Origin of the sequence: Streptomyces sp. NPDC088194 (genome assembly GCF_040702025.1) — a bacterium.
In the GTDB taxonomy this organism is placed as follows: Bacteria; Actinomycetota; Actinomycetes; order Streptomycetales; family Streptomycetaceae; genus Actinacidiphila.
This window is the reverse complement of sequence record NZ_JBFBIV010000003.1, coordinates 15139-32832: the sequence shown is the minus strand read 5'-3', so window position 1 is coordinate 32832 and position 17694 is coordinate 15139. Positions and strand designations below refer to the sequence as shown.

Here is a 17694-nt window from a genome sequence, read left to right as displayed (position 1 = left end):
CTACCGCTAGGAACACCCGATGTTCGCTTTCCTCCGGCTCGCGCTGCGCCGCGTGGCGATCATGCCGGCGATGATCCTCGGCATCACCCTGCTGGTCTTCGTCGTGCTCCAGTTCTCTCCCGCGGACCCCGCCTACAACGCGCTGGGGGAGAACTCGACCGCCGCGGCCCGCGCGGCGTTCGCCCAGGCGAACGGGCTCAACGACCCGCTGCCCGTCCGCTACTACCACTTCATCGTGCAACTGCTGCACGGCAACCTCGGCGTGACGGTGCCGCCGAGCCAGCCGGTCGCGCACCGCATCGCCGTCGCGTTCCCGCTCACCTTGCAACTGACGCTGCTGGGGCTGCTGATCGCGATCGTGCTCGCGGTCCTGCTCGGCGTGATCGGCGCGGTGTACCGGGACCGCTGGCCCGACCACGTCTTCCGCGTGGTGTCGATGGCCGGTGTCGCGGTGCCCTCCTTCTGGCTGGGCGTGCTGCTGATCCAGCGGTTCGCCCTGGACAGTTCGTGGTTCCCGACCGGCGGATACGTCAACCCGGGCGACTCCTTCACCGGCTGGCTGCGCTGCATGACGCTGCCGTCGATCTCGCTCGCGGTCCCGGTCGCGGCCTCGCTGGCCCGGCTCATCCGCACCTCGATGGTCACCGAACTCGACCGCGACTACGTGCGCACGGCCACCGGCAACGGCCTGCCACCGACGCTGGTCATCCGCTCCGTGCTGCGCAACGCGCTGGTCACGCCGCTCACCGTGCTGGGCGTCAAGGTCGGCTACCTGCTCAGCGGCGCGGTCGTGATCGAGACGATCTTCGACCTTCCGGGCATGGGCAAGCTCATCCTGGAGGGCGTCACCGGTGGCGACGTCGCCCTGGTGCAGGGCACCGTCCTGACGATCGCGCTCGCCTTCCTGGTCGTCAACGTCGTCGTCGACCTGCTCTACCTGCTGGTCAACCCGCGCATCAGGACGGTGTGAGATGTTCCTGTTCACTGGCCCCCAACGCATCGTGGCCAAACTCTCCCGCCCGGGCATCCGCTTCCGCGCGCTGCCCCTGGCCTCGCGGATCTCGCTCGTCGTCCTGCTCGTCGTGGCGCTCGCCGCGGTGTTCGCGTCCTTCATCGCGGACAACCCGCTGACCACCGGCATCCCGGTCCAGGCGCCGAGCGCCCACCACTGGTTCGGCACCGACCGGGTCGGCCGCGACATCTTCGCCCGGGTCGTCTACGGCTCCCGCTACTCCCTGGTCATCGGCCTGGGGTCGACGGCCGTGGCCGTCGTGGTCGGCGCGATCCTCGGCTCGCTGGCCGCCACCTCGCCCAAGTGGGGCGACGAGACGGTCATGCGGGTGCTGGACGTCGTCATGTCCTTCCCGCCGATCGCGCTGGCCGCGGTGCTGGTCACCGTCTTCGGCTCCAGCGTGCCGGTCCTGATCTTCACCATCGCGTTCGTCTACGTGCCCTCGCTCGCCCGGGTGGTGCGCGCCAACGTGCTCGCGCAGTACGGCGAGGACTACGTCGCCGCGGAGAAGGTCATCGGCGCCCGGCGCGCGTACATCGTGCTGCGGCACGTGGCCGTCAACTGCGCCGCGCCCGTCATGGTGTTCGCCACCGTCCTGGTCGCCGAGGCGATCATCTTCGAGGCGAGCCTCTCCTTCATCGGCGCCGGTGTGCAGGACCCCGAGCCGAGTTGGGGCAACGTGCTCTCCTACGGCCGGCAGATTCTGCTCTCCGGCGGCTGGTGGGCCACGTTCTTTCCCGGGCTGGTGCTGCTGATCACCGTGCTGGCGCTGAACATCCTGTCCGAGGGGCTGACCGACGCGTCCGCGTCGCCGGGTGCCGCACGGGTGGAGCCGGTGGCGACGGCGGTGGTCGCGGGGGGCGACGCGTCGCAGGCATCGGTGGAGGTGCCGGCGGAGGAGTCGGCGGAGCCGGTGGGGTCGGTGGCGGGTGCGGCGGGTGCGGCGGGTGCGGCGGGTGCGGCGGGTGCGGCGGGTGCGGCGGGCTCTGCGGGCTCTGCGGGCTCGGCGGACGGGTCGGCGGACGGGTCGGCGAAGGGCGGGGTGTCCGAGGCGGGCACCGTACCCGCGGCGAAGGGCGGGGCGTACGACGACCGTGCCGACGTCGAGCGCAGCCTCGTCCTGCTCGCCGAACGCATGACCACCCATCCGCCGGTGATCCGGCCGATCCCGGCCGACGCCCCCGACCTGCTGACCGTCCGCGACCTGTCGATCCGCTTCCCCGACCGCTACGGCGACGTCCCCGTCGTCGACGGCATCTCGCTGACCGTCCGCGAGGGCGAGACCCTCGGCCTGGTGGGGGAGTCCGGCTGCGGCAAGAGCATCACCAGCCTCGCCGTGATGGGCCTGCTGGCCCGCAACGCCGAGGCGAGCGGAACCATCGAGTACCGCGGCCAGGACCTGCTCGGCCTCGCCCCCCGGCAGCGCCGCGCGCTCGCCGGCAGCGAGATCGCGATGGTGTACCAGGACGCCATGTCCTCGCTCAACCCGTCGGTGCTGGTCGGCCGCCAGTTGCGCCAGCTCACCTCGCGCGGCGGCACCCGTACTCCGGCCGAACTCCTCGAACTGGTCGGGCTGTCCCCCGAGCGCACCCTGCGCAGCTACCCGCACGAGCTGTCCGGCGGACAGCGCCAGCGGGTGCTGATCGCGATGGCGCTGTCCCGCAGCCCCCGGCTGCTCATCGCCGACGAGCCGACCACCGCGCTCGACGTGACCGTGCAGGCGCAGATCGTCGAACTGCTGGTCCGGCTCAGGGACGAGCTCGGCTTCGCGATGATCCTGGTCTCCCACGACCTGGCCCTGGTCAGCGGGCTCGCCCACCGGGTCGCGGTGATGTACGCGGGGCAGGTCGCCGAGACCGGCGACACGCGCGCTCTGCTCACCGACCCCGCCCACCACTACACCCGCGGGCTACTCGGCTCGGTCACCTCGCTGGAGTCGGGCGCGGCCCGGCTGCACCAGGTGCACGGTGTGGTCCCGGCGCCGCAGTACTTCGGCGCCGGCTGCCGGTTCGCGTCCCGCTGCGAGGCGGCGACGGAACTGTGCCGCACCCAGGCGCCCGGGCTCGGCGGACGGCCTGGCGCGGACGAGGAACCCGGCGGCGAGGCGGGACGGCACGGCTTCGCCTGCCACCACCCGGCCGAACCCGTACTGCTGCAAAGGAGCGGACGATGATCCGGCTCGAAGACGTCCACGTCCGGCACCGGGCCCGGGGTGGCGGCCTGTTCAAGCACGACGCCGTGCACGCGCTCACCGCGGCCGAACTGACCGTGGAGCGCGGTGAGATCGTCGGCCTGGTCGGCGAGTCCGGCTGCGGGAAGTCCACGCTGGCCCGCGTCCTGATCGGACTGCAGCGGCCCACCGAGGGCCGGGTGCTGTTCCGCGGCGAGGACCTGTGGGACATGCCCGCCGCCCGGCGGCGCACCGAGTTCGGATCGTCGGTCGGGGTGGTCTTCCAGGACGCCTCGACCGCGCTGAACCCGCGCATGCCGGTGGGCCGCATCCTGCGCGACCCGCTGGACGTGCACCGGCGCGGCACGGTCCGCGACCGGGAGCGCCGGGTCGTCGAACTCCTCGACCTGGTCGGGCTGCCCAGCCACACCCTGCACGCGTTGCCCGGCCGGCTCTCCGGCGGGCAGCGCCAGCGCGTGGCCATCGCCAGGGCACTGGCCCTGGGCCCCGAGCTGATCGTCGCCGACGAACCGACCAGCGCCCTGGACGTGTCCGTACGCGCCCAGGTGCTCAACCTGCTGATGGACCTGCGCGCCGAACTCGGCCTCGGCATGGTCTTCATCTCGCACGACATCCAGACCGTCCGGCACCTGTCCGACCGGCTGGCCGTGCTCTACCTCGGCCGCATCGTCGAGGAGGGCCCGGCGGAGCAGGTCTCCAAGAAGCCGGCCCACCCGTACACCGAGTCGCTCTTCTCCGCCACGCCCAGCCTGCTGGAGACCACCGAGCGGATCGTGCTGAACGGTCCCGTCCCCTCAGCCACCCGCCCGCCGAGCGGTTGCCCGTTCCGTACCCGCTGCTGGAAGGCGGACGACGCCTGCGCCGACGTCTTTCCGGCGCCGACCGCGGACGGCTCGCACCGCTGGCACTGCGTACACCCCCAGATCCCCGCACCGGCGGCCACCGCCACGCGGCCCGCTACAAGGAGCAGTTCGTGAAGCCCCGCACCACCCCCTTCTCGGGGGTCATCCCGCCCGTCGTCACCCCGCTCGCCGCTGACGGCACGGTGGACACCGTGTCGTTGGAACGCGTGGTCCGGCACCTCATCGACGGTGGTGTCGACGCGCTGTTCGCGCTGGGCAGCTCGGGCGAGGTCGCCTACCTGACCGACGACCAGCAGGACATCGTCCTCGACGTGGTGGTCAAGACCGCGGCCGGGCAGGTCCCGGTGCTGGCCGGCGCCATCGAGACCACCACCAACAAGGTGATCGAGCGCGCCAGGAGCGCGACCGCGAAGGGTGTCTCGGCGATCGTCGCGACCGCGCCCTTCTACACCCGCACCCACCCCACCGAGATCGACCGGCACTTCCGGCAGATCGCCGCGGCCTGCGAACTGCCCGTGCTCGCCTACGACATACCGGTGTGCGTGCACAGCAAGCTCTCCCGCGAACTGGTCCGCACCCTCGCGGCCGACGGCGTCCTCGCGGGTGTGAAGGACTCCAGCGGCGACGACGTGTCCTTCCGTCAGCTCGCTCTCGACCTGCGTGACCAGTCCGGCTTCGCGCTGCTCACCGGGCACGAGGTCGTCGTCGACGCGATGCTGCTGGGCGGCGCCGACGGCTCGGTCCCGGGCCTGGGCAACGTCGACCCGCACGGCTACCGGCGGCTGCACGACGCCGCCGCGCGCGGTGACTGGGCCGCCGCCCGGGCCGAACAGGACCGGCTGGCCCGGCTCTTCGAGATCGTCGCCGTGGCCGACCCGGCCTCCGCCTCCGGAACGGCCGCCGGGCTCGGCGCGTTCAAGACCGCGCTCGCCGTCCTCGGGGTGATCTCCGCGAACACCGTCAGCCCGCCGATGCGCCCGCTGACCGCCGAGGAGACCGACCGCATCACCGCCATCCTCGAGCAGGCGGGGCTGCGATGACGCTGCTCGCCGGGGTGGACATCGGCGGCACCAAGACGGCCGCCGCCCTGATCACCCCCGAGGGCACGCTGCTGGAACGCACATCCCTCGCCACCCCCGCCGCCCAGGGCCCCGCCGCCGTCCTTGACGCGGCGGCCCGGGCGGTGGCCCAGCTGGGCCGGCCGGTGGCGGCGGTCGGCGTCGGCAGCGCGGGCGTCATCGACCCGCACACCGGCCGGGTCCGGTCGGCCACCTCCGCACTGCCCGGCTGGGGCGGCACCGACCTGCGCGGGCTGCTCGCCGGCCGGCTCCAGGTCCCCGTCGCGGTGGACAACGACGTCAACGCCCACGCGCTCGGAGAACACTGGCTCGGCCTCGCCGCCGGCCACGCCTGTGTCCTGCTGCTCACCGTCGGCACCGGGGTGGGCGGTTGTCTCCTTGTCGACGGCCGCGTCCACCACGGCGCCGGCGGCGCGGCCGGTGAAGCCGGCCACCTGCCGGTTCCGGCCGCAGCCGGTCTGCCCTGCCCCTGCGGCGGCCACGGCCACGCCGAGGCCGCCGCCTCCGGACCGGCGATGACGGCCGCCTACCGGCAACTCGCCGCCGCACCGGACGCGACCCTTCCCCGGATCAACTCCCTCGCGGAGGAAGGCGATCCGACCGCCCGGACCGTGCTGCGCACCGGCGCCACCGCGCTCGGCGAGGCCATCGGCGGTCTCGTCAACGTCCTCGCCCCCGACCTCGTCATCCTCGGCGGCGGCGTCAGCCGCTCCGGCCCCGTCTGGTGGGACACGCTCCGGGAGACCGTGGCCGCCCACCTGTTGCCCGCGGTGGCCGACACCCCGGTGCGCGCGGGCGCGCTCGGCGACGACGCGGCGCTGTACGGTGCCGCGTTCCTCGGGCGGGAGGTGCTGGCATGAGCGGGCACGACCGTCCCGCCCCTGCGCCCGGGAGCGCCGGGAGTGCCGGGAGCGCCGAGGGACCCGGGGGGCCCGCAGCCATGGGTGGGGCCGCGGCGACCGCCGGAGCCGGCACCGGGAGCGCCGACCGTACGGGTCCGGCCCGTGCCGGCATCCTGGAACGGCTGCGCGGACGGCTGATCGTCTCCTGCCAGGCGTACCCGGGGGAGCCGCTGCGTGACCCGCTGATCATGCGTCAGATGTCGCTCGCCGTACTGGAAGGCGGTGCGGCCGGCATCCGCGCCCAGGGGCTCGACGACCTGCGCGCCATCCGCGCGGTGACCGACGTCCCGCTGATCGGCCTCTGGAAGGACGGCACTTCAGGGGTCTACATCACCCCGACTGCGCGGCACGCCCGCGAAGTCGCAGCGACCGGGGCGGACATCGTGGCCGTGGACGCGACCTTCCGTCCGCGTCCCGGCGGCGAGACGCTGGAGCAGACCGTCACCGCCGTACACCAGGCCGACCGGCTCCTCATGGCCGATGTCTCCAGCTACGAGGAGGGCATCGAGGCGGCCGCCCTCGGTGCCGATGTGGTCGGCACCACCCTGTCCGGTCACGTCGGCGGAACTCCCCACCCGCAGGGTCCCGACCTCGACCTCGTCGCCCGGCTCAGCGCGGCGCTCTCCGTCCCGGTGCTGGCCGAGGGGCGTATCCACACTCCCGCGCAGGCCCAAGCCACCCTGGACGCGGGTGCATTCGCGGTCGTCGTCGGCACGGCCATCACCCACCCGACCAGCCTCACCCGGTGGTTCGCCGAGGGGATGGGGCAGGCCGGCGGATAGCCCGGTCGACAGCCCGGCGAGCGGTCGGCTCCGCCGGTCCCGCGCCGAGAGGTGCCGCGGGCACTCCGGTCCACCCGGGGTGCCCGCTCACCCACCGCTCAGCTCCAGGAGCTTGACGACCGTGTTCCAGTTGCGCGAGGTCGCGGTCAGACCCAGCCAGCGGTCGGAGAAGCGGGCGGCCAGCTTGGAGTTGCGGATCGAGTCCGGGAAGTGGGCGTAGATCTCCCGCTCACCGGCCCGGAACTCGTCGGGGGCGTAGACGGCCGGGTCCAGGGCCGCCAACTTGTCCCGGGGCGGGGGCCCGGACAAGAAGACGACCACGAACCGCGAGCCGTTCACACCCTCCATCGCGAACGGGTTGGCGTTGACCACGCGTCGCAGGTCCGTCCCCGTCCGGACCAGGCACGCGATGGTCAGCCCCAGCTCGTCGGCGATGCGTTGCTCCAACTCCGCTGCCAGGCGCTGCGGTTCCTCCTCCTTTCCGTGGGTGAAGACGGCGTTGCCGCTTTGCAGGTAGGTGCGCACCGCGGTGCCGCCCATGTCGGTGAGCAGGCCGCGCAGTGTCTCCATGGGGACTCGTGAGTGGCCCCCGACATTGATGCCGCGCAGAAGTGCGACATAGCTGGTGGCGGGCGGGTCCGCGCTGTCTGCGGTGGCCGCGGGGCCCGCACTCTTCGGTGAACGTGGCGTATTGGTACTGGGTTTCGTCACCTCCGTAAAGGTAGTGGTGGTGGGCCGCGGCGGGCGGGCGCGCGCGGGTGCGTAAAGAGGGGTCATGCGTGTGGGGGGGTGTGCGGCTCGGGCCGGTGGTGATTCGGGCACCGCCGCGATTCGATCCGCTGTAGGTCTGTTTCTCCTGAATCCATGCGGGTTATGCCGGATGTCCCTCTTTCGAGGGACGAAACGTACGCTGGAACGGTTCGGCACGATCGACGGTCATTAACTTCGCGCCCATGAGCAGCAGCCCGCAGCGCCCGATCGTCACCGAACTCCGGCTGTCGGCCTTCAAGTCACATCGCGGCGCCACTTTCCCGCTCGAACCGCTCACACTCCTCGCCGGGGCCAGCGGCACGGGCAAGTCGAGCGTCCTCGAAGGTCTGGCCGTGCTCGGCCGGCTCGCGTCCGGAGCAGATCTGCAAGAGGTGTTCGCGGTGTCCGGCACCGGCCGGTCGTTCGTGCGCGGGGGAGCGGCGGCATGCGTGCCGCAGGGCGCGAGGGCCGATGCGCAGGGGCGGCGCGGCTTCCGGATCGGCTGCACCACCAGTGGGCCGCTCGGCCCGGTCCGCCTCGACCTGGCCGTCCAGGTCGAACCCACCCTGCGGATCGTCGGTGAACGGCTCACCGGCTCGGGCGAGACTCTTCTGACCACCGCTCTGCGTGACCCGACCCGGCCGACCGTGCAGGCCGCCTGGCACACCGCCGGCGCCGTCGCGGTCACCCGCGCGCCCCTTCCCGACGACCGGCTGGCCACGTCGTTGCTGCCGTTGCGGGTCTCCGGGCATACGGAGGGGCAGCGGCTGGTGCTGTCCGCGGCCGAGCAGCTCGTGGTCGCGCTGCGCGGGGTCTTCCCGATCGCGCCGCGGCCGGAGTTGATGCGCGGCCCCGTCCGGGTCGGCGACGGGCGGCTGCGCGGTTCGTGCGACAACCTGTCCGCGGTGCTGGCCAGGACCGAGCACGAGTGCAGCATCCGGCACGGGATGCTGGTCGGCGCGGTACGCGACGTGTGCAGCGGGCCGGTGCGCGGCCTGACCGCGCTGCCCGCGCTGATGGCGGGCGACGGCCGGGAGCCGCTGGTCGAGGCGGTGATCGCCGCGGTCGACCGCGGCGCGCTCGGTATGGTCCCGGTCGACCGGCTCGGCGACGGGGAACTGCGTTTTCTGGCGATGGCGTTGGTGCTGCTGACCGGACCCGGGGTGCTGGACGTCGACACCAGTACCGAGCATCTGCCGGCCGGGCAGGTGCTGACCGTGGTGGCCGACGGGCTCGACGTCGGTGTCGACCGGCGGCAGGCCCGGGAACTGCTCCGGCTGGCGGGGATCGCCGCCGCGCGGGGCCACATCAGGTTGCTGTGCACCGTGCAGGACCCGGCGTACGCGGAGGGGATCGACACGGCGGGCGGGGTCGCGCTCACGGTGCTCGGGGCGGGGTCGAAGGTGACGAAGTTGATGAAGAAGAAGGGGAGGGCGGGGGACGGCGCGGAGCAGAGCGGCGGGGAGAGCGCGGGCGCTGGGGGCGGGGCGGGTGCGTCAGGCTCCGAGGGTGTGGGGGGCTCTGCGGGTGCGTCAGGCTCCGAGGCTGGCGGAGACGTGGCGGATGCGGCGGAAGTTGGGGGCATGGCGGACGTGGCCGAGGCGGCGGCGGACGTGGCCGAGGTGGCGGACGTGGCGGACCTGACGGGAGCCGCCGGTGTCGGGGACGTGGTGAGCTCTGCTGGTGCGACGGGTTCGGTGGAGGCGGAACTCTCAGGCGATGGGGTGTCCGCGGCTGGCGCGACCGGCTCGGTTGATGAAGACGGTGTGGCCGGTGCGGTGGATGACGTCGGCGGTGCGGGCGCCGGGAGGGGAGCGGGCGATGCCGAGGACCCGGACCCGGGTGATGAGTCGGCGGTAGGCGGGGCGGAGAGGCCGTGCGCGTCCGGACCGGGTGGAGTCGAACGGCGGGACACGGGCGGGTTCGCGGGGGAGGGAGACGGTGCCTTCGACAGCGCGTCGGCGAGGGCTGAGTCGACGACGGGGCATGCGGTGGCGCGGGACACCTGGGCTGAGGCCGTCGACGACGAGCGAGGACCGGCCCAACCCGCTCCGAGCGGTGCGGTTTCCCCGGATGTCCCCGTCGCGCCGTCGGCGTCCGGAGCCTCTCGTTACGGTGAAGCGCCTTTCGACCAGGCGGGATACGACGACTTCGGGTACGGCGGTCTGGCGTACGACGACTCCGAATTCGACGACTCCGAGTATGAGGCCCCCGACTACCGCGGCTTCGATCGAGCCGACTACGTCTACACCGAATCCGTCGACGACGTGCCCGGGCACGCGGAACCAGCGTGGTTCGATGCCGCGTTCGCGCAGCCGGTGCCGCCCGAGCCCGCACCGGCAGGGCCGCCTGCACAAGCAGGTCCACCTCTACCGACAGGTCCACCCGTACAGACGGGCCCGCCCTCGTCGGCAGGCCCGTCCTCGACGGCCGCCGTGCCCGTACCGGCGCCCCGCACCGGCCCCACGCGCTCGCCCGCGCCCCGTACCGGCCTCACACCCGTCCCCGCGCCCACGCCACAAGCGGGCTCCGTGCCGCCCGCCCGCAACGAAACCGGAGTTGCCGGCTCCCACCCCCCTTGTACATGCGCGCACGGTGAACCGCTCCCCGCCGCGGCCGAGGGTGAAGATGAGGTAGACCAGTCCGAGTGACGGACACACACGATCTCGCCGAACTGCAGCAACGCCTCGTGGACTTCGCGGCCGCGCGCCGCTGGGAGCCCTTCCACACCCCGAAGAACCTCGCCGCCGCGCTGAGCGTGGAAGCCTCGGAACTTCTGGAGATCTTCCAGTGGTTGACTCCCGAGCAGTCGGTGGCGGTGATGGACGGGGACGATGACGCGGACCGGGTACGGGACGAGGTGGCGGACGTACTGGCGTATCTGCTGCAGTTCTGCGCCGTGCTCGACATCGACGTGCTGGCCGCGCTTGCCGCGAAGATCGACCGCAACGAACTGCGGTTTCCCGTGCCCGGACCGGCCGAGGACGGGGTTTCCGGGCGCGACCATCCCTCGAAAGAGTGATCGAGTTATCCACAATCGGAGAGTTATCCACAGCTTCGAATCCGCCCCTCGCTGACCGCTTGCGCCGTGTCACTCTGGGTGACATGAGGACGGCGGCACCGAGTCGCCGCGCTGACGCGGAGGGTGCAGAAGATGGATGCGGCACGGCTTGTAGCGGAGGCGGAACGGGCGATGGGCCGCGATCCGCAGCCGGACGACGTCATCGCCGAGGCATGGCAGGCGTATGAGCTGACGGAGGCGATCGGACGGCTGCTGGCGGAGGTGTGGGGGCGAGAGGCGGAGGGTGGCCGACCCGGCGAGCGTGGGGCGGCGCGCGATCCGGGGCGTACGGTGTCGCGGGCCGGGCCCGCGCCGGTGGTCTCGGCCACGCGGGTCGGCCCGCCCCGGGCCGCCCGGTTGAGCACGGTCCGTGAGCCCGGGGGCACACTGCGGGCGCTGCGGGCTCTCCTCGGTGAGATCGGGCTCGCCCTGGTCGAGCTCATCTCCTCCGCCTGCGACGAGAAGACCTACTGGGAGTGCGTCGAAGCGCTGGACGCGGTGGACGAGGCCAAGGACCGAGCGCAAGTGCTGGCGCGCGCCGATTCGGGGTGACGCGGTCGGCCCCGCACCTGATGCAGGATGGAGGAATGGATCTACGTATCTTCACCGAGCCCCAGCAAGGGGCGAGCTACGACACGCTGCTGGCCGTCGCCAAGGCCACCGAGGACCTGGGCTTCGACGCCTTCTTCCGCTCCGACCACTACCTGACGATGGGCGGGGACGGTCTGCCCGGACCCACGGACGCGTGGATCACACTGGCCGGCCTCGCGCGGGAGACCAGCCGGATCAAGCTCGGCACGCTGATGACCGCGGGCACCTTCCGGCTGCCTGGTGTGCTGGCCATCCAGGTGGCGCAGGTCGACCAGATGTCGGGCGGCCGCGTCGAGTTCGGGCTCGGCGCGGGGTGGTTCGAGGCGGAGCACACCGCGTACGGAATCCCCTTCCCGAAGGAGAAGTTCGGCCGGCTGGAGGAGCAGCTGGCCGTCATCACCGGACTGTGGGGGACACCTGCGGGGCAGACCTTCGACTTTGACGGCAAGTTCTACCAGCTCAAGGACTCGCCGGCGTTGGCCAAGCCCGCGCAGCCGTCGCTTCCGGTGATCATCGGCGGGATGGGTGTCAAGCGCACGCCGGAGCTGGCGGCGCGCTACGCGGCGGAGTTCAACGTGCCGTTCGCGTCGGTCGAGGACAGCGGCAAGCAGTTCGAGCGGGTGCGGGAGGCGGCGCGGTCGGCCGGTCGGGCGGCGGACGACATCGTCCTGTCCAACGCTCTGGTCGTCGCGGTCGGCAAGGACGACGCCGAGGTGAGCCGGCGGGCGGCGGCGATCGGCCGGGAGGTGGACGATCTGAAGGCCAACGGGTTGGCCGGGTCGCCTGCCGAGGTCGTCGACAAGATCGGGCGGTACGCCGAGACGGGCGCCACGCGGTTCTACCTCCAGGTTCTCGACCTGAAGGATCTGGACCACCTGGAGCTGATCTCCGCGCAGGTCCAGTCGCAGGTCGGGTGACGGCGCGGTGACGCCGCCCGTGCCCGCGGCGGAGCCTGGCCCCGCCCGCGGGCCGGGCGGACCGGCCGCCGGAGAAGAGCGCACCGCGGAAGCAACGGAGAAGAGAGGTGAGGCGATCGGAGGAAGGCCGGTCGTGCCGGACGAAGGGGCGCTGGTACTGGACGGCGGGTTGTCCAACCAGCTTGCGGACCAGGGCTGCGACCTGGCGGACCCGCTGTGGACGGCACGGCTCCTGGCGGACGAGCCCGAGCAGATCCTCGCGGCCCACACCGCATACCTGGAAGCGGGCGCCCAGGTGCTCACCACGGCCAGCTATCAGGCGACGTACGAAGGGTTCGCGCAGCGCGGTGTCGGCCGCGCGGAGGCGACACGACTCCTGCGCCGCAGCGTCGAGCTGGCCCGGCGGGCGGCAGCGGGCCGGCCCGGGGCGCGGGTGGCGGCTTCGGTCGGACCGTACGGCGCGATGCTGGCGGACGGGAGCGAGTACCGCGGGCGGTACGGGCTGAGCGTGCGGGAGTTGGAGAGGTTCCATCGACCGCGGATGGAGGCGCTGGCGGCGGCGGGGCCGGATGTCCTCGCGTTGGAAACGGTTCCGGATGTCGACGAAGGGGAGGCGATGCTGAGGGCGGCCGAGGGCACCGGGGCGCCGGTGTGGCTGTCGTACACGATCGAGGGCGGCCGGACACGGGCCGGGCAGCGGTTGGAGGATGCCTTCGCGCTGGTGGCGGGCCGGGACGAGGTGGTCGCGGTGGGCGTCAACTGCTGCGCCCCGGGTGAGGTGACGGATGCGGTGCGGTTGGCCGCGGAAGTCTCGGGCAAGCCGGTGGTGGCCTATCCCAACAGCGGAGAGCAGTGGGACGCCGAAGGCCGGCGCTGGGTGGGGGGTTCGGTGTTCGATCCGGGGCTGGTGACCGGGTGGCGGCAGGCGGGCGCGCGGTTGGTCGGCGGCTGCTGCCGGGTGGGCCCGGCCGGGATCACCGGTGTCGCGGCGGAGTTGCGGGGCGGCTGAGCCGGCGGGCGGCTTCGGCGGGCGGTGGTTCGGGAAGCGGCCAGGCAGTCCCGGGGCAGGCGGTCCCGGGGCAAGGCGTCCCGGGATGGGCGGTCGGGGGCAGCAGAGCGCGGGCGGTCGGTAATCCGGTGTCGGCCGGGAGCCCGGCCGTCGATACTCGGATATGTGTTCATGACGATCACTGCCACCGGCAGCACCGAAGTTCCGGCCACTGACCTGGGGTTCTTGCTTCACAAGCATCCGGACAAGGCACAGGCGTTCTCGACGGCGTACGGCGAGGCGCATGTGTTCTACCCCGAGGCGACCGCTGAGTCGACCACCGCTGCGTTGCTGCTGGAGGTGGATTCGCCCGCGCTGGTGCGGCGCGGGAAGGGCCGAGGTCGTGGTGGCGCGCCCGATGCCGCGCTCGCCCAGTATGTGAACGACCGGCCGTATGCCGCGTCGTCGTTGCTGGCGGTGGCGTTGCGGACGGTGTTCTCCAGCGCGCTGCGCGGGGAGTGCCGGACACATCCGGAGCGGGCGGCGGCGCCGATGCCGCTGCGGGTCGAGGTGCCCGTGCTGCCCGCGCGGGGTGGGCCGGAACTGGTGGCGAAGCTGTTCGAGCCGCTGGGATGGCGGGTGGCGGCCGAGCCGATCCCGCTGGACGCGAGGTTTCCGGAGTGGGGCGAGTCGCGGTATGTGGCGCTGACGTTGGAAGGGGAGTTGCGGCTGGCCGACGCGTTGCGGCACCTGTATGTGCTGCTGCCGGTGCTGGACGACGCCAAGCACTACTGGGTGTCGGCGGACGAGGTGGACAAGCTGCTGAGGTTCGGCGAGGGGTGGCTGCCGCGGCACCCGGAGCAGAAGTTGATCACCAGCCGCTACCTCTCCCGGCGCTGGTCGCTGACGCGGCAGGCGATGGAGCGGCTGGAGCTGGTGCGGCTGGCCGACGCCGATGACATCGAGGTGGAGGAGATCGACAACGCGGTGGAGCCGGAGGTGCCCGAGGAGGTGGCGGAGCGGCCGGCGCCGCTGGCGGTGCAGCGCAGGGAGGCGATCCTCGCCGAGCTGCGTGGGGCGGGCGCGGCGCGGGTGCTGGACCTGGGCTGCGGGCAGGGGCAGTTGGTGGCGGCGCTGCTGAAGGAGGTGCGGTTCACCGAGATCGTGGGTGTGGACGTGTCGGTGCGGGCGCTGGACATCGCGGCGCGCCGGTTGCGGCTGGACCGGATGGGGGAGCGGCAGGCGGGGCGGGTCGCGCTGCTCCAGGGATCGCTGGCGTACACCGACGCGCGGCTGAAGGGATACGACGCGGCGGTGCTCAGCGAGGTGGTCGAGCACCTGGACCTGCCGCGGCTGCCGGCACTGGAGTACGCCGTGTTCGGGGCGGCTCGGCCGCGGACGGTGGTCGTGACGACGCCGAACGTCGAGTACAACGTGCGGTGGGAGTCGCTGCCGGCCGGGCATGTGCGGCACGCGGACCACCGGTTCGAGTGGACGCGGGCGCAGTTCGGCGCGTGGGCGGACGGGGTGGCGGAGCAGTACGGCTACCAGGTGCGGTTCGTGCCGGTCGGGCCGGACGACCCCGAGGTGGGGGCGCCCACGCAGATGGCCGTCTTCGCTCTCGCCGGGGGCCCCGACGCGGATCACGGCGCCGGGACCGGTGAAGACCGTAGGCAGGGCCGCGAGCAGGACCAGGACAACAAGGACGAGAAGGAGGCCGTCGCATGACCGAGCACCGTATGAACCCGGGCGCCCCGGACACCCCGGACAACCCGGACACTCCGGACACCTCGCAGATCCAGGACACACCGGCTTCCGCGGCCGCGCCGGACGCGGTGAAGCCGCCGCGCGAGCTGGCCGTCACCGACCTTTCGCTGGTCGTGCTGATCGGGGCCACCGGTTCGGGCAAGTCCACGTTCGCCGCGCGGCACTTCAAGCCGACCGAGGTGATCTCGTCGGACTTCTGCCGCGGCCTGGTCGGCGACGACGAGAACGACCAGAGCGTGACGCGCGACGCGTTCGACGTGCTGCACTACATCGCGGGCAAGCGGCTCGCGGCGGGGCGCCGCACCGTGATCGACGCGACCAGCGTGCAGATCGAGGCGCGCCGCCAGCTGATCGCGCTGGCCCGCGAGCATGACGTGCTGCCGATCGCGATCGTGCTGGACGTCCCGGAGCGGGTGTGCGCCGATCGCAACGCGACCCGCCCGGACCGCGCCGGGATGCCCCGCCACGTCGTCCAGCGCCACACGCGCGAGCTGCGCCGCTCGCTGCGCGGCCTGGAGCGCGAGGGTTTCCGCAAGGTCCACATCCTGCGCGGCACCGAGGAGGTGGACACCGCGCGGGTGGTCACCGAGCGCCGGTACAACGACCTGACCCACCTCACCGGCCCCTTCGACATCATCGGGGACGTGCACGGATGCAGCTCGGAGCTGGAGACGCTGCTGGCGAAGCTCGGTTACCGCGACGGCACCCACCCCGAGGGCCGCACCGCCGTGTTCGTCGGCGACCTGGTCGACCGGGGTCCGGACAGCCCGGGCGTGCTGCGCCGCGTGATGGGCATGGTCGAGGCGGGCACCGCCCTGTGCGTGCCGGGCAACCACGAGAACAAGCTCGGCCGCTACCTCAAGGGCCGCAACGTGCAGCACACCCACGGCCTCGCCGAGACCATCGAGCAGTTCGAGCGGGAGGACGAGCGCGACCCCGGGTTCCGCGCGAAGGTGAAGACCTTCGTCGAGGGCCTGGTCAGCCACTACGTGCTGGACGGGGGCAAGTTGGTGGTCTGCCACGCCGGGCTGCCCGAGAAGTACCATGGCCGCACCTCCGGCCGGGTCCGCTCGCACGCCCTGTACGGCGACACCACCGGCGAGACCGACGAGTTCGGCCTGCCCGTGCGCTACCCGTGGGCCGAGGACTACCGCGGCCGCGCCGCCGTCGTCTACGGCCACACCCCCGTGCCGACCACGTCGTGGATCAACAACACCCTGTGCCTCGACACCGGCGCCGTCTTCGGCGGCCGGATGACCGCGCTGCGCTGGCCGGAGCGGGAGATCGTCGACGTGCCGGCCGAGCAGGTCTGGTACGAGCCGGTGAAGCCGCTGGCCACGCCCGCGCCCGGCGCGAAGGACGGCCGTCCGCTCGACCTCGCCGACGTCGCCGGCCGCCGTACCGTCGAGACCTCCCGGATGGGCCGGCTCGCCGTCCGGGAGGAGAACGCGGCCGCGGCCCTGGAGGTGATGAGCCGCTTCGCGGTCGACCCGCGCCTGCTCGGCTATCTGCCGCCGACCATGTCGCCGTGCGCCACGTCCACCCAGGAGGGGTACCTGGAGCACCCGGCCGAGGCGTTCGCCGCCTACCGGGACGACGGCGTCGCACAGGTCGTCTGCGAGGAGAAGCACATGGGCTCGCGCGCGGTCGCCCTGGTCTGCCGCGACGAGGCCACCGCCAGGGACCGCTTCGGCGTCACCGCCCCCGGGGTCACCGGCGCCGTGCACACCCGCACCGGCCGGCCCTTCTTCGACGACCCGGCCGTCACCGAGGAGGTGCTGGCCCGGCTGCGCGCGGCCGTCACCACCGCCGGCCTGTGGGAGGAGCTGGGCACCGACTGGCTGCTGCTCGACGCCGAGTTGCTGCCGTGGTCGCTGAAGGCGTCCGGTCTGCTGCGCAAGCAGTACGCCGCGGTGGGCGCCGCGTCCGGCGCCGCCTTCCCCGCCGCCCTCGCCGCGCTGGAGGCGGCGGCCAAGCGTGGCACCGACGTCTCCACGCTGCTGTCCCGGCAGGGTGAGCGGGCCGCCGACGCGGCCGCGTTCACCGAGGCGTACCGCCGCTACTGCTGGAGCACCGACGGTCTCGACGGGGTGCGGCTGGCACCGTTCCAGCTGCTCGCCGTCCAGGACCGCAGCCTCGCGGACGTGCCGCACGACCGGCAGCTCGCCCTCATCGACCGCCTGGTCGAGGCCGACACCAGCGGCCTGCTCCAGCCCACCCGCAGGTTGCACGTCGACACCGGCGACGAGCAGTCGGTGGCCGCCGGGGTGCGCTGGTGGCTGGAGATGACCGAAGAGGGCGGCGAGGGCATGGTGGTCAAGCCGCTGGCCGCGCTGGTACGCACCGAGTCCGGCCGACTGGTGCAGCCCGGGGTGAAGTGCCGCGGCCGGGAGTACCTGCGGATCATCTACGGTCCGGAGTACACCCGCCCCGAGCACCTGGCCCGGCTGCGCGGCCGTACGCTCGGCCACAAGCGGTCCCTCGCCCTGCGCGAGTACGCCCTCGGCCTGGAGGCGCTGGACCGGCTCGCCACCGGTGAGCCGCTGTGGCGGGTGCACGAAGCGGTCTTCGCGGTGCTCGCGCTGGAGTCCGAGCCGGTCGACCCGCGGCTGTGAACCCGGGGCTGTGAACCCGCTGTGAACCCGCGGCGGTGAACCCGTCCGCCCCCGTCGGGCCGTACGCGTACGGTGCCGTGCCGCACACCGCGGTACGGCACCGCCCGTCGTACGGCACCGCCGGTGCCCGTAGCCACCCGCACCCACCACACCCCCCGCACCCGCCACGCCCCGGC

The 17694-nt window shown here is 72.9% G+C and carries 13 protein-coding genes and 1 pseudogene; 13 read left to right on the top strand and 1 reads right to left on the bottom strand.

Annotated elements, in window-relative coordinates:
- Window positions 1-19 precede the first annotated feature (19 nt).
- The 6 genes from AB0399_RS01950 to AB0399_RS01925 all read left to right on the top strand — a co-directional run bounded on the left by AB0399_RS01950 (window position 20) and on the right by AB0399_RS01925 (window position 6829).
- Window positions 20-970, top strand: a complete 951-nt coding sequence (locus AB0399_RS01950; protein ID WP_328470385.1) for an ABC transporter permease — start codon at window positions 20-22, stop codon at window positions 968-970.
- 1 nt (window position 971) lies between these two features.
- On the top strand, window positions 972-3185 hold the full coding sequence (locus tag AB0399_RS01945) for a dipeptide/oligopeptide/nickel ABC transporter permease/ATP-binding protein (RefSeq protein WP_366409941.1): 2214 nt from the start codon (window positions 972-974) through the stop codon (window positions 3183-3185).
- A complete protein-coding gene (locus AB0399_RS01940) occupies window positions 3182-4180 on the top strand; it encodes an ABC transporter ATP-binding protein (RefSeq protein WP_328470389.1) in 999 nt (332 codons plus the stop codon). Before AB0399_RS01945 ends, AB0399_RS01940 begins: the two co-directional genes overlap by 4 nt.
- On the top strand, window positions 4177-5106 hold the full coding sequence (locus tag AB0399_RS01935) for a dihydrodipicolinate synthase family protein (protein ID WP_366409940.1): 930 nt from the start codon (window positions 4177-4179) through the stop codon (window positions 5104-5106). The genes AB0399_RS01940 and AB0399_RS01935 overlap by 4 nt, the downstream gene beginning before the upstream one ends.
- Window positions 5103-6005 carry an ROK family protein gene (locus AB0399_RS01930; protein ID WP_329363904.1) on the top strand — a complete coding sequence of 301 codons (903 nt, stop codon included), beginning with the start codon at window positions 5103-5105 and terminating at the stop codon, window positions 6003-6005. Before AB0399_RS01935 ends, AB0399_RS01930 begins: the two co-directional genes overlap by 4 nt.
- 80 nt (window positions 6006-6085) lie before the next feature.
- Window positions 6086-6829: an N-acetylmannosamine-6-phosphate 2-epimerase gene (locus AB0399_RS01925; protein ID WP_366409939.1), complete on the top strand. Its 744-nt coding sequence runs from the start codon at window positions 6086-6088 to the stop codon at window positions 6827-6829.
- 87 nt (window positions 6830-6916) lie between these two features.
- On the opposite strand, the gene AB0399_RS01920 is transcribed toward AB0399_RS01925, so the two are convergent.
- A complete protein-coding gene (locus AB0399_RS01920) occupies window positions 6917-7606 on the bottom strand; it encodes a DUF1697 domain-containing protein (protein ID WP_366409938.1) in 690 nt (229 codons plus the stop codon).
- Between the two features lie 176 nt (window positions 7607-7782).
- Here AB0399_RS01920 and AB0399_RS01915 point away from each other — a divergent pair.
- The 7 genes and pseudogenes from AB0399_RS01915 to AB0399_RS01885 all read left to right on the top strand — a co-directional run.
- Window positions 7783-8925 (top strand): annotated as a pseudogene (locus tag AB0399_RS01915) (ATP-binding protein); the annotation flags it as partial.
- A gap of 1301 nt (window positions 8926-10226) precedes the next feature.
- Window positions 10227-10601, top strand: a complete 375-nt coding sequence (locus tag AB0399_RS01910; protein ID WP_366409937.1) for a nucleotide pyrophosphohydrolase — start codon at window positions 10227-10229, stop codon at window positions 10599-10601.
- Between the two features lie 132 nt (window positions 10602-10733).
- Window positions 10734-11192 (top strand): DUF6099 family protein, encoded by a 459-nt coding sequence (locus tag AB0399_RS01905; protein ID WP_366409936.1) that lies wholly within the window; start codon window positions 10734-10736, stop codon window positions 11190-11192.
- Window positions 11193-11227: 35 nt separating this feature from the next.
- Window positions 11228-12148 (top strand): LLM class F420-dependent oxidoreductase, encoded by a 921-nt coding sequence (locus tag AB0399_RS01900; RefSeq protein WP_328470401.1) that lies wholly within the window; start codon window positions 11228-11230, stop codon window positions 12146-12148.
- Window positions 12149-12281: 133 nt separating this feature from the next.
- A complete protein-coding gene (gene mmuM / locus AB0399_RS01895; RefSeq protein ID WP_366409935.1) occupies window positions 12282-13157 on the top strand; it encodes a homocysteine S-methyltransferase in 876 nt (291 codons plus the stop codon).
- Window positions 13158-13322: 165 nt separating this feature from the next.
- Window positions 13323-14864: a 3' terminal RNA ribose 2'-O-methyltransferase Hen1 gene (locus AB0399_RS01890; RefSeq protein WP_366409934.1), complete on the top strand. Its 1542-nt coding sequence runs from the start codon at window positions 13323-13325 to the stop codon at window positions 14862-14864.
- Window positions 14861-17518 (top strand): polynucleotide kinase-phosphatase, encoded by a 2658-nt coding sequence (locus AB0399_RS01885; RefSeq protein WP_366409933.1) that lies wholly within the window; start codon window positions 14861-14863, stop codon window positions 17516-17518. The genes AB0399_RS01890 and AB0399_RS01885 overlap by 4 nt, the downstream gene beginning before the upstream one ends.
- Window positions 17519-17694: the final 176 nt, after the last annotated feature.

Coding starts and splice junctions, on each gene's coding strand:
- AB0399_RS01950 (WP_328470385.1), top strand. CDS start 20: ATGTTCGCTTTCCTCCGGCTCGCGCTGCGCCGCGTGGCGATCATGCCG.
- AB0399_RS01945 (WP_366409941.1), top strand. CDS start 972: ATGTTCCTGTTCACTGGCCCCCAACGCATCGTGGCCAAACTCTCCCGC.
- AB0399_RS01940 (WP_328470389.1), top strand. CDS start 3,182: ATGATCCGGCTCGAAGACGTCCACGTCCGGCACCGGGCCCGGGGTGGC.
- AB0399_RS01930 (WP_329363904.1), top strand. CDS start 5,103: ATGACGCTGCTCGCCGGGGTGGACATCGGCGGCACCAAGACGGCCGCC.
- AB0399_RS01925 (WP_366409939.1), top strand. CDS start 6,086: ATGGGTGGGGCCGCGGCGACCGCCGGAGCCGGCACCGGGAGCGCCGAC.
- AB0399_RS01920 (WP_366409938.1), bottom strand. CDS start 7,606: ATGACCCCTCTTTACGCACCCGCGCGCGCCCGCCCGCCGCGGCCCACC.
- AB0399_RS01905 (WP_366409936.1), top strand. CDS start 10,734: ATGGATGCGGCACGGCTTGTAGCGGAGGCGGAACGGGCGATGGGCCGC.
- AB0399_RS01900 (WP_328470401.1), top strand. CDS start 11,228: ATGGATCTACGTATCTTCACCGAGCCCCAGCAAGGGGCGAGCTACGAC.
- AB0399_RS01885 (WP_366409933.1), top strand. CDS start 14,861: ATGACCGAGCACCGTATGAACCCGGGCGCCCCGGACACCCCGGACAAC.